Here is a 15604-nt window from a genome sequence, read left to right as displayed (position 1 = left end):
ACTCCCATTCCGTCACAAATACTACTGCTAAATTCATCTGAAATGACCGTTTTCAGCCAATTTTCATAGATTTTTTCATGATTTGGTGACTTTTTCTTTGTCACGCATCACTTTCACTGCGAATTTCGGGAGTAGAAGCATTCTCTTATAGCGCCAAGGCTCCTGAAGAAGGCGGTAAAACCATTCCAGACGTAATTTTTGAAAAAATACGGGTGCTCGTTTTAGCTTGCCCGAAAGCACATCGAAACTTCCGCCGACTCCCATCATGACAGGCACACCCAATTGTTCTTTGTATTTCCCAATCCAAGGCTCCTGATTCGCCGCCGCTCTTCCTACTAGAAGCAGGTCTGGTGCAGCAGCATTGATGGCCCGGATCACTTCCGCATCCTCGGCATCACCGAAATAGCCGTCACGGACTCCGACGAGATTAATCTTCGGATATGTTGTGCGGATTTTCTCAGCCGCGGCTTGAATGACTTCATCAGAAGCCCCAAGTAAGTATACCTTCCAATCCTTCTTCTCCCCAACTTTCATGAGCTCATGGATCAAATCATAGCCTGGCACTCTCTCAGCAACAGGTTGGCCGACTCGACTAGCAGCCCATACGACGCCTGTTCCATCAGGAACGATTAGCTCCGCGCGCTGCATCATGCTTAGATAAGAAGGATCGTCCTGTGCAGCCATGACCATAATGGGATTGGCGGTGATAACCTGATGCGGCTGCTTCAATTCGATAACTTTGGATAAGTAATCGACGGTTTGTTTCATACTCATTTTGGAGATCGGCACGCCGTAGATACGTACCTTCGGTATAGCTTGTAAGGACGCCAGTGCTGCTGGTCCATTCGTTACTGAAGTCGAGCTCATTATATCTCTTCCTTATTATTGACGTTGTAGGTTAAGTTTTGGTTGCTAGTTGGTGGAATGTGGATGGAAATCTACATTCCCTTGCACCGTAGAAAAGGCGATCAATGCAGAAATAGCGCACTAAGTTCCGCTTCAGGGCAGAAGATTATTTCCTTTTGTAAAAGGAAATGATCCGCTGCGCAGGCAGCTGCGCTTGCGCCTTCAGCTGCTCGATGGCGGCGCGGCTTGACGCCGCCCACTGCTCGCGAGCATCGAGGAGGCCCAGCGCCTCCTCGGTAAACACCTGCGCGTCGAAGCGAGCTGTCGATGCGGCGGCTTTCATACCAAGCCTATGGAGGAACTGGTCGATCTTCGGATCGTACGAGATTCCCACCATAGGCACGAACTGCGAGGCTGCATAAATCAAAGAATGCAGCCTCATCCCGATCAGCAGGTCGCACGCCGCGACCTGCGCGAGCATATCCTGCGGATGCGTGATGCCACGCACCATCTCCGCACGCCCACCGTGATCGCCCAAGCGGTCGATCACGAACTGCGACGCCACCTCATCCGAGGGGAGGTGGAAGGGCAAGAACCGCAGCTGCACATCCGTGCGTGCTGCGAGCAGCTCTTGCAGGGACCGCGCGAGAGCTTCCAGCTCGGAGCGGTCCTCGTTCCAGAAGCGGACGGACACGCCAATCGTCCGCACCGCGCCCTCAGACACGCCACCACTAGGCGTGTCCACCACACTATCCCGGAGGGGCAAGCCCATCACCGGGTCGGGCACGACCGTGATGCGCTCCCGCGGGAGACGCATCTTCCCAAGCAGCTCCGCGGACTCCGTATCGCGGACCGACACGAAGGCGCAGCGCTTGAACACGCTGCGGATCCAGCCAAAGAACATCGGCCGGCTAACAGGCCCGATGCCTTGCGAATAAATAAACGTTGGCTTCCCGAGCCATTGAGCAATTTTCAAAACGGCCAAGTAATACGGGATCGTCTTCGAGCTGGTGGCATCCTGCAATAAGCTGCCACCTCCGCTGATTAGACCATCCGATTCGCGCAAAGCTCGTAGGAGTGAACCTGGCTTCATCCGATGGTAAGCCTTCACCTCGTACATCTCTGTAGTTTTCTCTGGATTGGCCGAAAGCACGATTGGTTCAACCTGAACACCCTGCGCCTCGCCCTGCTCTTTCAAAGCGAACAAAATCGACTGCAGCACAGCCTCATCCCCGCTATTATCGAAGCCGTAGTAGCCGGATAACGCTATTTTGACAATTGGGGCTGTACCCATCGTTTCCAACTCCTTGTGAGTATTTCCCAAGCTGCAATAAGGACTAGTCCGATCAAAGCACCTAGTACAAGTCCGTAGGAGATACGGATCAGGGAGATGTGCAACGGCGTATGCAGATGAGCAAACGTATCCACTAAGGAAAGCTGGCCAACAACGCCGATGAAGAGTAAATATACAGCATGGCGATAGCGGACTGACAAGTACGCACCCAGCAAGAAGATCGGATGGGCCACCAAGAATTCTTTTGTTCGTGGACGCACGCCTAATGTATTTTCCAAGAAAGAACGGAATAACTTCTCGATAGAGGAAGCTTGTCCTTCATTCCCCGTACGAGACAAGTAGTAGAAGACAGCTGCAAGTGCTACGCCTGCAATCACGATCCACAACACACTTATATAGGAAGAAAGCAATTTTCGAATATTCGCGATCTTTTCCTTATACGTATTATTCTCACTAAAGAACAAGAGATACAGACCAACAATGCCAATTGGAAGCAAATGCAGCATCCCAACGCCTCTGAATTGTTGCAGCACCAAGGAATACGTTACATGATTCAGTAGCGCTACGACATAAACGACACCGAAGCATGAAATTAGCGATGTTCGAAGCAGCTGCCATAGTCCGTAGGCGAGTCCTGATTTCCATCTGGCTGCAACACCTGAACGGACCGATCGAATGGCCAGCATGACTGCAACGCTAGGTGCGCTAATGGCCGTCGCCAACGCAAGTCCTTGTGCATACAGATTCGCAGAAAGCGTATGTAAGGCCACTAAACCAAGCAAGCCCACAACGAAGAAAACAATCGTCAATTCAGGCAAGAAGAACGAAATCATCCAAACAATCAAGCTAAGTCCGCCTAACAGTAAGAAGAAACGAGCAATCTTCTGCCAACCTGTTGTATGTACATCGAAAGGCTCAGCTGGCCCTAACGTAAAGCCTACGTCTTGGATACGCGGAATTGCGCCATCTTTGCCCTGCAGGGCTGCATAATAGGACGAAAGCGGATCAACAACCTTGCCTTTGTCTAAACTTTTCACTGGTTTGGCATTCAGAAACACCATACGGATATTCCGATCCTTCACAGCCAAAACAAGTCGGTCAGACACCCCTTGAATACGGTCAGCAAGCTCGGATTTCTTGAGCGGCTCTGTCAGCTTTTCGCCATCCTTCTCTGTAAAAGAGTGCAGGCGTACGACGTTGTAATTCGTTTGTTTGGCTAATGTGCTGAAGCCTTTTTGCGGCTCCTTCAACAGCTCAATCGCCGCGAGTCCGATACCATTTTTATGGAGCAAATCGGCCATCTTATTCAAGTTAACTTCTGTATTCTCTTCGGTATACCCAGGGACTTCATTTCCGTCCACAATAATTCGCTTCACACCAAGATCATGGAACTGCTTCAGCATGGCATCCATCTCATTGGTATTAAACGGTCTGCGGTTCGATAAGCGTACGACGATTTGGAAGCCTTGATCTTTCAACGTTTGCAACGTGATCGGGTCCGGATCCATCGCTTTAATGGAGGCGTCATCCATGCTCATCTGAATGATGAGACCATTACGACTCTTGAAGCTCCACGGCTTCACAACAACCTTAAGATCTGCGAACGTTTTTTGGATAAGCGGTTCAAGCTTCTGCTGAGTCTGGCTATCCGCGAACAGCACATACGTGAAATTCTCACTCGGGTCGCCAGGTGTTTGGGTCAGCATGGCCGCGTCACGTGAGCTATACATCTCGATGCGACGGCTCTCCTTGAACTCCCCTAATGTACTTTCATAAACAGCCATAGAGCTTATGCCCGCGGCTTTCATGTTCTTCAGCTCTGTGTTCACAAAGCTCTGCGGATTCGTCTGCACATCAGAAATATCCAGCAGGTCGCGATAGTCAAAAACAAATTCAACTTGGTTCGCCGAGGTTTCGGTTTGGTGACGTGTGTAGGCAAGAGGCAAGGAGATCAGCATCCCTAAAATCACGATCCACCACAAAATATTTCTTAACGGGTTATTCCAGGTTTGATACAAATTCACTAGTTCGTCCACTCCTTAGAGCATGTACTTTTTATAAACATAGCATTTAAATGCTTCACAGGATAAGTCGGCTATATTTCTAGATAAACGCTACCGTCCAAGAAGGACGGCGGAGTCGTTTATTTCGTTACTTTCCGATCCCGTATACATTCGAAAACCTCTCCGCCCCAAACGCGGGAAATACGCCCAATGCATGGTAGATTTCATATCCAGCCATTCATTAGACGATCTATCCCTCACTTAGGTTCTGAAGAGGTTTTGTACACCTATTGCACTATCCGTCTACACGATTAAGTACGTATTGAATAATACCATCTAACTGCTGTGCAGCATCAGGTCCTGTTGTCCCTTGCACTGCGAAATAGAATTTAATCTTCGGCTCTGTACCAGATGGACGCAAACAGAACCATGAACCGTCTTCTAGTTTGAACTTCAGTACGTTCTCGCGAGGTAAGCCCTGAATGCCTTGTGCATAGTCCTCAACGGAGCTTACGCGTGTACCGCTGATCTCAGCTGGCGGATTCGTTCTCCAAGCTTCCATCATGCGGCCAATTTGTTCCACGCCGTCTTTCCCTTTGAGTGTTCTTGATTCCAGTTTTTCCAAAAAGAAACCAAAGGATTCGTATAGCTCCTGAAGCACCTCATATAGGGTCTTGCCTTGCTTCTTATAATAAGCCGCAGCTTCCGCGATTAACATGGCTGCGATGACCGCATCCTTGTCCCTTGCATAACTGCCAGCCAGGTAACCGTAGCTCTCTTCATAGCCAAACAGGTACGTATGCTCACCCGTTTGTTCGAATTGCGACATCTTTTCACCGATATACTTAAAGCCCGTTAGCGTATTCAGTGTTGGAATGCCGTAATGGTTGGCAATCACTGCGCCCATCTCGCTGGTTACGATCGTTTTGATCACAACGCCGTTCGCAGGAAGTGTTCCACGCTCTTTCATGCTCCCCAATAAATAGTTCACTATAATCGCACCGGATTGATTACCCGTTAAGACGACATATTCACCGTTCGCATCCTTCACGACTGCTCCCATGCGGTCAGCATCCGGATCAGTTCCGATGATGATATCGGCATCCCATTCCTTCGCTTGTGCAATGGCTAGTGTGAACGCTTCGCGCTCTTCCGGATTTGGTGATTTCACGGTGGAGAACTGCGCATCAGGCAGCTCTTGCTCAGCTACTACACGCACTTGTTCGAAGCCGACGGCCTGCAACACCTCGCGTACCGGTATATTCCCTGCGCCATGCAGCGGCGTGAACACCACGCGGAAATCATCGCTGATTTCCTTAATGACGTCTGGATTTTGACTAACGGCCGTAACGGCCTGTATGTAAGCCTGATCAACATCTTCGCCTAACCAAGCCAATAACCCTTGCGCTTCCGCTTCTTGCTGAGACAGCTTCTTCACTTTATCAAAGGTATCAATGCTTTGTACGTGAGCAATGACTTGCTCTGCAAACTCAGGCACTAACTGCCCACCGTCTGCCCCGTACACTTTGTAGCCATTATATTCTGGCGGATTGTGGCTCGCCGTAACAACAACACCCGCAGTCGCGCCTAAGTATCTGACGGCAAAAGAAAGCTGAGGTGTCGCGTGCAGCGTCTTGAATAGATACGCTTTAATCCCATTACCTGCGAAAACAAGCGCGGATTCCAGTGCGAACTCAGGAGACATATGACGGGAGTCATAGGCAAGAACGATGGCAGGGTTAGCCGCACCTGTTCCGTTCACATATTGCGCTAAGCCTTGGCTTGCGCGTCCCACGGTGTACACATTGATACGATTCGTACCTGCACCAATGACTCCACGGAGACCGCCTGTCCCAAATTCAAGATCTTTATAAAAGCGATCCTCGATTTCTCTCTCATCTTCCCGAATAGCTTGAAGTTCTTTCTTCGTTTGCTCATCGACAGCTGGATCTTGGAGCCATAATTGATACTCTGTTTGTACACGCGTCATCGTCGTCAGGTTCATCTCCTTTATATGTATGGGCTATTTATTAGCAAGGGCGAACATAAGCTCACCTTCGACTACCACTTTGTCACCAACCTTAGCCACAGCTTGACCTTTGACAATGGTGCCTTTCACTCGTGTGATGGTCATTTCTAGCGTAAGTGTATCGCCTGGCACAACCTGTTGACGCCAGCGAATGCCGTCTGCGCCTGCGAATAGGCCAATTTTGCCTTTATACTCCGGCATTGACAAGACGGCTACAGCGCCAACCTGAGCGAGGGCTTCAACAATCAGAACGCCTGGCATCACCGGATAACCGGGAAAGTGCCCTGCGAAGAAAGGTTCATTAATGGTAACATTCTTAATCCCAACAGCTCTGACCCCTTCTTCTACTTCCAAAATGCGGTCAACGAGCAGAAAAGGCGGGCGGTGAGGAATGATCTCTTGAATTTGGTTAATATCTAGCATCGTGCATTCGTGCTCCTTTCGAATACTTGTATAAAATACAAGGGAATTACTTACAATAGGGAGGTCCCTTCATATCCTGCAGAAGTGAAGGTTCATATAAGGGGAGCTTATGTAAAGGTCTGTATCACAGACCCCTACATAGGCTCTTTTTCCGTTTTGCCTGTGATGGTCATTTGGCTCTAGCCCCTCGATTTAGCAGAAGGAACTGGAAAATATAAATAAATGATGTTAAGAAGGAGACCCCGATCACAATCCATAAATACGAGACGGCAAAGGTAAATTCAAACACAATGAAGAGGATGGCGAAATAGTAGAGAACGGTCGTTAGCTTCCCCATAACATTCGCTGGAACGGTCAGTTTCCCTCTGAAATGGAAAAAAGCGGAGCCAATAATCATGCCTGCATCACGTATGAACATGGCCACTGCTGCTTGCCAAGGAATCATCTCTGAGATGAGGAGGGAGAGGATAACCGCAATCAGCATACACTTATCGGCCAGCGGGTCTAACATGACTCCCATGGGGGTGATTAACTTACGCGTTCTAGCGATATAGCCATCTAAGATATCCGTTAATCCAGCTACGAGTAGAATGATGAAGGAGGTTCGGATATAGCCATTGAAAAAAAGCACGAGGTACACGGGGATTAGTACAAACCTGCTGATCGTGAGCATGTTCGGTATATTCAAGGTACTCCTCCTGCGCCTAAGTATCCGATCCGAAACTTCATGATTTGGTAGATAAAGCCTTTATCCATTATACCGCTGCTTGCATAAAAATAAAACTCCCATGAGGGAGTTCGAATTAATTTGCAAAAACGAGATCGTATAAATGCCGCCATGTGCTAATATGTAAGATTTCTGATGATGGCTGTTGTCCTAGTTTCGTGTAGCCCACCCATAATCCTACATAGATAGCTAGAACACAGAGCACAGGAATACGTATGATTTTGAAAATAAGCCAAAGGATCTTCTGCCATCTCGGCCTTGGCTGCTTCTTCTTGACTGGAGCAGGCTTATCTGCCATCGAGCCTATCCCTACCTTTCTACGATCAAGCGCGTAAATTGTTAGCCATGTTCATCATCTGATCGGACGATGTGATAGCCCGGGAATTCAGCTGAAGCGCGCGTTGAACAATAACCAGGTCTGTCATTTCATCCGAAAGTGTCACATTCGATTGCTCTAGGAATCCTTGCAGCAAGCTAACGCGATTCGCTTCTGTCGCAGCCACGCCGTTCACATCTTGCAAGATGTTCGCCTTCTCACCCGCCGTAATCCCTGATGGCAGCGTATAAAGGTTATCTCCTACATCTTGAAGCAGCTGTGGACGTACCACACGAACAAGCTTGATTTGACCTAATGTTACGGGTGCTGCTGATGGATCCTGTTCATTGTAGCCTTGAATTGTACCATCTTTCCCAACGGCTAGTCGGAAACCAACTGGCACGTGAATCGGGTTGCCGTCCGTACCTGAGATGAAGTGTCCTTCTTTGGTCGTGAGGACTGTCCCGCCAGTTCCATCCGGTGTTAAGCTGAATGCCCCATTACGGGTCCAAGCTGGTTGAAACACTTGATTACCATTCTCGTCCACCTTGCTGACAGTAACTTCGAACAAGCCGTCGCCTTGGATGGCGAAGTCTGTTAGATTACCTGTCGACTGTACAGGTCCTTGCGACAAATTCGTTTGAATTTGCACTAGCCTCGAGCCCCAGCCTTGGTTAAAGCCAAGCGGAGAGAAACGTCCTTGCTGGCGGAACCCTTCGGGCTGAGCTTGAACGTTTGTCAAGACATCCTCGAAGGAGGCTTCCTTCTTCTTGAATCCATTGGTATTTACATTTGCTATGTTATTGGAGAGAATATCCAGCTTTTGCTGTAAGCTGTGCATGGATACCGATGAGTTGATCATGGAATTGTTCATGGCTGGCCCCTTCGCAAGCTAGATTTAGACGCGTCCTACTTCGTTTGCTGCTTTGTCCATACTTTTATCATACGATTGAATGACCTTCTGATTCGCTTCATAGGCGCGCAGCGCCGACATCATGTCCACCATGGATTGCGCGGAATCCACGTTCGAACGCTCGATATAGCCCTGACGTACTTCAACTTGATCGCCTGGCGCTACTTGCGTGATCGTCGCTTCATCCCCCGGATTAATGCGTAGTAATCCATTCCCCTCGCGGAGCAAGAGATTCGGATTCTCTGCCCGTGAAAGCATCAAGCCAATCGGTGCTCTTGCCGCATCCAATATCGGAATTCCGTCACTGTCCATGAACTCGCCCTTAGCCGTTACTTTGAAATTGGAAATCGGTTGCCCGGCTCCATCCAACAAGACCAAGGGTTGTCCATCCCGACCCAGCACTTGTTCTCCGTTGGCATTCACAAGCTGGCCTGCTGCATCGACAGTGAATTTCCCGTTTAAGGAGTAACGTTGTTCACCATTCGGATTCAACACGGTAAATAACGCCTGCGGTTGGAACGTCCGTTCTCCGTCTTCGTTTACGTACTTGCCCGTTGCATCAAATGTGATTCCCGGCAGTTGAATATTGGAGACGAGTGCGAAGTCGAAGGGATTCTGCGTCTCCTGCAGATCACCTTGTGTATGGACAGAGATACTCTCCTCGGAGAACACACCTAAGCTCATCTTCCCAAGCGGTGCTGGAGAGGCACCTTGTCCACCGCGAATCGTAGAGATAAGCATTTCTGGAAACGAACGCGACAAGGCATTACCCTGTTTAAAGCCTGGGGAATTCAAGTTGGCAATGTTATTCGTGATGGTATCGTGTCTGCGTTGCTCAGAAATCATCCCTGCTGCCGCGGTATAAAGTCCTCTTAACATCTAGTCACCTCTTAGGTAGTGTATCTAACTAAAATTTGCGTTTGGTTACTTTATCTAAATTATCCAGCATAATCCCTGTTCCTTTAACTACACAGGACATTGGATCTTCTGCGATTAATACAGGCACTTTCAATTCATCCGCAAGCAATTGATCAAGACCATGCAGCAATGCGCCGCCGCCTGTCAGAATAACACCACGGTCAATAATATCCGCAGATAACTCTGGAGGTGTCCGCTCAAGCACGCTCTTCGCCGCAGTGACGATGGAGGAAACCGGATCCCATAGTGCTTCCTGTACCTCGCTGGAGTGGATCGTAATGGTCAATGGAAGTCCGGATACCATATCTCTTCCGCGAATATCCATCTCTTGATCGCGCCCATGTGGATATACCGTTCCAATTTTCAACTTGATATCTTCGCTTGTCCGTTCACCGATAAGCAGCTTGTACTTATTTTTGATATACTTCATGATCGCTGTGTCGAACTTGTCGCCAGCAATCTTGATGGAAGAGGAGGTGACGATGTCGCCCATAGATAGCACGGCAACATCCGTCGTACCTCCGCCAATATCTACAACCATATTACCGCTAGGCTGGAAGATGTCCATCCCGGCGCCAATTGCTGCCGCCTTCGGTTCTTCTTCCATGAATACCTCACGGGCACCGCTGCGCTCAGCGGCTTCGCGAATCGCTTTCTGCTCGACCGAGGTAATGTTGGTAGGGGCGCAGATCAGTATTCTCGGGTGAGAATACCAATTCTTGCCCCCAATTTTCGCGATAAAATGCTTTAACATCATTTCTGTAATATCAAAATCTGCGATAACACCGTCCTTAAGTGGACGAATAGCAATGATGTTGCCAGGTGTTCTACCTACCATGCGAAAGGCTTCTTCGCCTACAGCCAGCACGCGTTTCGTATCGCTTTCAATCGCAACTACGGATGGCTCATCAAGCACAACCCCGCGACCTTTAACATGAATAAGCACATTTGCCGTGCCGAGATCTATTCCAATATCCTTGCTGAACATTTCTAATTAATCCTCCCTAAACCTACCGTCCATCCCGTGAAGAATCGGCGCTCTGATATACAGTTCTAATTATAAGCTAAATTCGCTATAAATGCATGTTTTCCTCTTTTTCCGTGAAAATTCGACACGCCCAGTTATAGGAAACATAGGAAACATAGGAAACATCTCGGGATGAAGGGTATCTTAGGACTTAACCGTAACCAGAACTTCGGAAGGCTTAGGATTACGGGTCTTACGATACTTAATTTTCGTCGCTTCTCCTCCCCTAAGGTGCCGAATTGACTTGTGATACTCCAAAATGTGCTTCACCTGATTGGCCAGGTCTGGGTTGATTTCCGGTAGTCTTTCCGTCAAATCCTTATGCACCGTGCTTTTGGAAACGCCGAATTCCTTAGCAATGGTGCGAACCGTATTCTTGGTCTCGACGATACAGGTACCAATCTTAATGGTTCGCTCTTTGATGTAATCGTGCACTCCCCTCGCCTCCCTACTCGAGATAGTTTGGTAAAGTATATGAGGGGCATGACTAGATATTCTACGTAACCAAGCCTGACAAGCTCATTTCCCATATTTATTTTCAAAATAATGGAGCAATTTGGGCTTTAGCCGCTTATACGGGTCCAAATCGGATGAAAAATAGGAAAAAGCAGCAGGAATGTACCCGCTGCCTTTCACTTATATCTTATTGTTTCACGTTCAAGAGGCTTTCTGGGTTAACGGCTGCATTGTCGCTAACTTGGCGCACTTCAAAGTGTAAGTGCACGCCATCTTCCTTCTCGAAATCGTTGCTGCCTGCTTTGGCGATGATGTCGCCTTTTTTCACTTCTGCACCTTTTGTTACCTTCACGTCTGATAAGCTTTGGTAAATACTGATCAAGCCATTGCTGTGTGTAATCTCAACCAGCTTGCCTACAACAGGGCTTTGCTCAACTGCTGTAACTTTACCACCAAGTGCCGCTAGAACATCAAAGGCTGCGCCATCTTTGGCTTTCAAGTCAATTGCGGTGTGCGGAGTCAATTGATCGAGATATTCGATCATAGCCGCTGCTTTCACATCATTGGATGCATTGGTGTCATAGTAAGGAATCGCCACTTCGACAGCAGCTCTGTCTTTCACAGGCCATTGCATCGCTTCAGCTGTTCCGTTAACCGCGACAGCCCCATCATGTGGTGCTCTTGGATTATCGGTTTGTTCCGTGCTGCTAACCTTAATACCCAGTTCTTCTTCGCTGACTGTTTTCGTTCCTGCTCCCTGGTACACCCACATTAAGGTTAAGATAATTGCTGCTGCTGCCACATACGTCGCTGGGAATACCCATTTCTTAGCAAGCAACCTCTTCCATGCAGATGTTGAACCTTGTGCTCCTTGAACAGTTTTAGGAGCTTCTTCTTTCTGAAAACCTTTGTTATTATCACTCATGGTTATCACCTCATCAACCATTCTTGACACATTCCAAGGTTTTATACTTGAAGAAAGATATTTTTATAGAAACGCTGAAAGTTTAAGATTTGTGGAGAAAAGAAGCTGCATTTTCGATAGAGATGCCCGTGTAATAGTAGGTTACGATCTCCTCCGCCGTTTTCCCTTCCTTCGCCATTCCGTTGGCTCCCCACTGACTGAGACCTACACCGTGGCCGTAGCCATACGTGGTAATGATAATTTGAGAGCCTGCCCACTTCCAAGCGAATTGAGAGGATGCTAGGCCTAGCTTCTCTCTCACCTCACGTCCAGAGAAAATCTTGCCTCCTATTGTCATACTTTTTATTCGATGTCCGGTAGACCAAGAGAGTACCTTCATCCCTTTGGCGCTCGTATCCGTCGTCGCAATGCTCGTCACCCCCAGTTTCTGAAGCAGCGTCTTGTAACTGATCGTGACACTTTCTTGATAGCGAGAGGAAAGCTTGATATCCCATGGACTAGGCACGCTGCGCAAATAAGGACTTTTGAAAGGCCAGTACTCTTCCGAATTCTCGGTATAGCCATTACTTGTTGAGAAAAATGTTGCATTGATCGGTTCGTGACCATAGGTCAATATTTTGTCCTTGGTCTCATTGACGGCTCTATCAATCTTGGCCATATTCGTTTCATACTTGGACTTGTCCCACTTCTCTCTGAGCGCTTGATCTGTTAAATAGGCCTGATGAGCTGTCGTATCCGTCACAAGTGCATCGTTTACCGGCATATTGCTATAATCCTTTTCTATCACTCTACGTACAACATAGGTTCTAGCTGCCATCGCTTGTGCCTTGAGTGCCTCTAGCTCGAAATCGACAGGCATCTCGGCAGCTAGCACACCTCTCACATATTGCTCTAGTGGAACGGTTTGAACGGTCGCCTGTTTCGTTAAATACACAGGGATCATCAGCCCTTGTTCGGCACTAGTCTCTTGCAAGGTTGAGCCTGCAATTGGGATGGGGTACACCTCGTCGGTCGGAATCTTCTTGACTAGCAATCCAGGCACAATGATAGTGACACACAACATGGAAGATAAGCAAACAGCCATCCACAGGATGACCCCTTTTCTGAGCACGCGTTTCTTTTTGAACATATGTCTGAGCAGCCTCCATAAGCGCGTTTACTAGCAGGAATTTTGGTATGTCTTAGCTTATGAGAGGGGTTGATAGAATAGAACTTGAGAAGGGTCTGGGAAGTGCTTGAGAAGAACTTGAACAGACGCCGTCAATCGGACAGATCACGAAATAAACGCATTCCGAGTCTACTAGTTCGCCTTGAATCCGGGTCAAGCTAGAACGACAAACTGCCCCGCTGGCTGCGGTTTAACTGGAAAAACTCCATTTATTTTCGTTGAAAATGCCTTAACTAGCTGATTAGCTGGAAAACCTACAGCTATCTTGCACGAATTCAGGCTTATCGGCGAAATCTCGCGAAATTAACTACAGGAAACCATTTAGTTTAGTTCAAAGTGAGAAAAGCAGTGAGATTAGCTGTAGTTTTTACAGTTAAACATGGGGATTTGCAGGTAGATGGGGGCAGGTAGAGAGAGTAGGAGTAGGAGTAGAAGTAGGAGCTGAAGCAAGTGCTGGTAGGAGTAAGCAGGAGTGAAAGTCGAGTAAACGCGAGCGTAACTGTTCAAATGAGAGCTTGAGCGAGAGTGAGAGAGTCAGTCCGCCACAGCAGCTAAATCGTAATTTGTTTAAAACACGTAATCCCTCAACAGTACCTCCCCCCACCAACATGCGATAAACCAAGGGAAATTAACTGATCATACTCATCTGATTATCCGCAATAGATGCACATTCACAGGTTTTTCTGGCGAAGGGAGCGTGCCGGGTGAACCTCTCTCATTCAAAACAAAAAGAACCATCAGGTTCGTTCCCTGATGGTTCCTCTTCTATTACGCGAGCGTTGGCTGGATATTGAAAAATCCAAGCTCCGCCACTTCCTGTTCGATCTCTTGTGGGACCGAGCGATAAATATCGGCACCTAGTTCACGCAGAACGTCCGTGATGTCAACATATCCACGATCGATATGGTGAACACCCGTGATCTCGGTTTCACCCTCAGCCGCTAAAGCCGCAAGAATGAGCGCCGCACCCGCACGAAGGTCTGTTGCGCATACCTTCGCACCACGCAGTTTCGAGTTACCGCTTACTATCGCTGTACGTCCGTCCACTTTAATGCTTGCGTTCATATTCGCGAACTCATCCACATGCATAAACCGGTTCTCGAACACGGTCTCGGTTACAAGACTCGTTCCGTCTGCCACCATTAGCAGCGCCATCATTTGCGACTGCATATCGGTTGGGAAGCCCGGATACGGCAACGTCTTCACGTCCACCGCGCGCAGTGGACCCGTAGCCCGAACGCGAATACCGTTCTCATCTTCTTCGATCGTTACGCCCATTTCCTGCATCTTTGAAATGACAGGACGAAGGTGATCACCAATCGCACCTTCCATGTAAAGCTCGCTGCCCGTAATAGCTGCAGCGATCATATACGTTCCGGCTTCTACGCGATCCGGAATCACCGTATGTACGGCGCCGCGAAGCTTCTCAACACCCTCAATGCGGATAACACCCGTTCCCGCACCGCGGATGACAGCGCCCATCGCATTCAGATAATTGGCCAAATCAACAATTTCCGGCTCTTTCGCCGCATTTTCAATCGTTGTTGTGCCTTCCGCAAGCGTTGCGGCCATCATAATGTTCTCGGTTGCGCCTACGCTGGCGACATCCAAATAGATTTTGGCACCCTTCAGGCGCCCTTTCACTTTCGCTTCGATATAGCCTTGACCCAGTTCAATATCGGCACCCATCGCTTCAAAGCCTTTGAGATGCTGGTCAATCGGTCTTGTGCCAATCGCACAACCGCCAGGAAGCGAAATCCTCGCTTGACCCAACCTAGCTAACAAAGGACCCATCACGAGGAAAGAGGCTCTCATTTTACGGACTAGATCATAGGAAGCTTCACAGGTATTAATCTGCCCAGCTTTTACTCGAATCACCTGACGGTTATATTCGACTTCAATTCCTAAGCTTTGTAATACTTTATTAATGACTAGTACATCGTCAAGGGGAGGCGCATCGTGGATGACGCTTTCACCTTCCGACCCCAGAATGGAAGCCGCAATAATCGGCAGTACCGCATTTTTTGCTCCGTTGATTTTTACATTGCCAGCTAGCTTTCGGCCACCGCGGACGATAATTTTGCTCATCATGGTCCCTCCGCGCACTTATTTTTAAAGACAGGTTTTGCACATTTCCTAAGTTTATCATTTGGAGCCACATAGATACAACTGTGTTCTTTTGGCAGTCAGAGATGCCCTACATAGAGTTCGAAGCCTCTTGCGTTTTTCATTCCGTTCTATTATCCATTGTTGACAACAAACTTCTGCATTATTCGGGAAATTGTATTAAAACATCTTACTGAAACTCATGGAGAGACCTAAATACTGAATGAAAAAGCCCGCAACCAACTGCCCGAGTCCAATCGAAAGTAAAATTTGCAGCATAATGGCTTGTGCGCCTTTGGGCCTTCGCAGCAAAACATCGAAGCGGAACGCTTGCAGCGACCACCACGCTAAACCGATGCAAAGAATATAGACAGCTATACTGGCCATGTTCATCAACGACGCGTATTGCGCCACTTCACTCCATTTGTCCGTCTCGCTCATAGGTCACTCCTC

Annotated in this window: 15 protein-coding genes; all 15 read right to left on the bottom strand. The window is 48.2% G+C overall.

Annotation, left to right across the window (positions count from 1 at the left end):
• Positions 1-75 precede the first annotated feature (75 nt).
• Positions 76-867 (bottom strand): WecB/TagA/CpsF family glycosyltransferase, encoded by a 792-nt coding sequence (locus tag AC58QC_RS22510; protein ID WP_497417292.1) that lies wholly within the window; start codon positions 865-867, stop codon positions 76-78.
• A gap of 145 nt (positions 868-1012) precedes the next feature.
• Entirely contained in the window at positions 1013-2140 is a 1128-nt protein-coding gene (gene csaB / locus AC58QC_RS22505) for a polysaccharide pyruvyl transferase CsaB (protein ID WP_497417291.1), read from the bottom strand.
• On the bottom strand, positions 2113-4164 hold the full coding sequence (locus AC58QC_RS22500) for a DUF5693 family protein (protein WP_497417290.1): 2052 nt from the start codon (positions 4162-4164) through the stop codon (positions 2113-2115). Before AC58QC_RS22500 ends, csaB begins: the two co-directional genes overlap by 28 nt.
• A gap of 274 nt (positions 4165-4438) precedes the next feature.
• Entirely contained in the window at positions 4439-6142 is a 1704-nt protein-coding gene (locus AC58QC_RS22495; protein WP_497417374.1) for a phospho-sugar mutase, read from the bottom strand.
• Positions 6143-6166: 24 nt separating this feature from the next.
• Entirely contained in the window at positions 6167-6595 is a 429-nt protein-coding gene (gene fabZ / locus AC58QC_RS22490; RefSeq protein ID WP_029195635.1) for a 3-hydroxyacyl-ACP dehydratase FabZ, read from the bottom strand.
• 169 nt (positions 6596-6764) lie between these two features.
• Positions 6765-7283, bottom strand: coding sequence for a CDP-alcohol phosphatidyltransferase family protein (locus AC58QC_RS22485; protein WP_497417289.1), 519 nt, complete (start codon positions 7281-7283; stop codon positions 6765-6767).
• A 115-nt stretch (positions 7284-7398) separates the two neighbouring features.
• Complete coding sequence (locus AC58QC_RS22480) at positions 7399-7620, bottom strand: DNA-directed RNA polymerase subunit beta (protein WP_497417288.1); 222 nt, start codon at positions 7618-7620, stop codon at positions 7399-7401.
• Between the two features lie 25 nt (positions 7621-7645).
• Positions 7646-8512, bottom strand: a complete 867-nt coding sequence (locus tag AC58QC_RS22475) for a flagellar hook-basal body protein (RefSeq protein WP_497417287.1) — start codon at positions 8510-8512, stop codon at positions 7646-7648.
• Between the two features lie 24 nt (positions 8513-8536).
• Entirely contained in the window at positions 8537-9430 is an 894-nt protein-coding gene (locus AC58QC_RS22470; protein WP_497417286.1) for a flagellar hook-basal body protein, read from the bottom strand.
• A 28-nt stretch (positions 9431-9458) separates the two neighbouring features.
• On the bottom strand, positions 9459-10457 hold the full coding sequence (locus tag AC58QC_RS22465; protein WP_436233409.1) for a rod shape-determining protein: 999 nt from the start codon (positions 10455-10457) through the stop codon (positions 9459-9461).
• 183 nt (positions 10458-10640) lie between these two features.
• Entirely contained in the window at positions 10641-10931 is a 291-nt protein-coding gene (gene spoIIID, locus AC58QC_RS22460; protein WP_497417285.1) for a sporulation transcriptional regulator SpoIIID, read from the bottom strand.
• A gap of 208 nt (positions 10932-11139) precedes the next feature.
• Positions 11140-11877, bottom strand: coding sequence for a peptidoglycan DD-metalloendopeptidase family protein (locus tag AC58QC_RS22455; RefSeq protein WP_497417284.1), 738 nt, complete (start codon positions 11875-11877; stop codon positions 11140-11142).
• Between the two features lie 82 nt (positions 11878-11959).
• Entirely contained in the window at positions 11960-13006 is a 1047-nt protein-coding gene (gene spoIID / locus AC58QC_RS22450) for a stage II sporulation protein D (RefSeq protein WP_497417283.1), read from the bottom strand.
• A gap of 807 nt (positions 13007-13813) precedes the next feature.
• Complete coding sequence (murA, locus tag AC58QC_RS22445) at positions 13814-15133, bottom strand: UDP-N-acetylglucosamine 1-carboxyvinyltransferase (protein WP_497417282.1); 1320 nt, start codon at positions 15131-15133, stop codon at positions 13814-13816.
• 198 nt (positions 15134-15331) lie between these two features.
• Positions 15332-15592: a DUF1146 domain-containing protein gene (locus AC58QC_RS22440; protein WP_477592462.1), complete on the bottom strand. Its 261-nt coding sequence runs from the start codon at positions 15590-15592 to the stop codon at positions 15332-15334.
• Between the last annotated feature and the right edge of the window lie 12 nt (positions 15593-15604).

Source organism: Paenibacillus sp. J22P51 (genome assembly GCF_059692215.1).
Note: the sequence above shows the minus strand (reverse complement) of the source record. Positions and strands in the feature narration are given on the sequence as shown.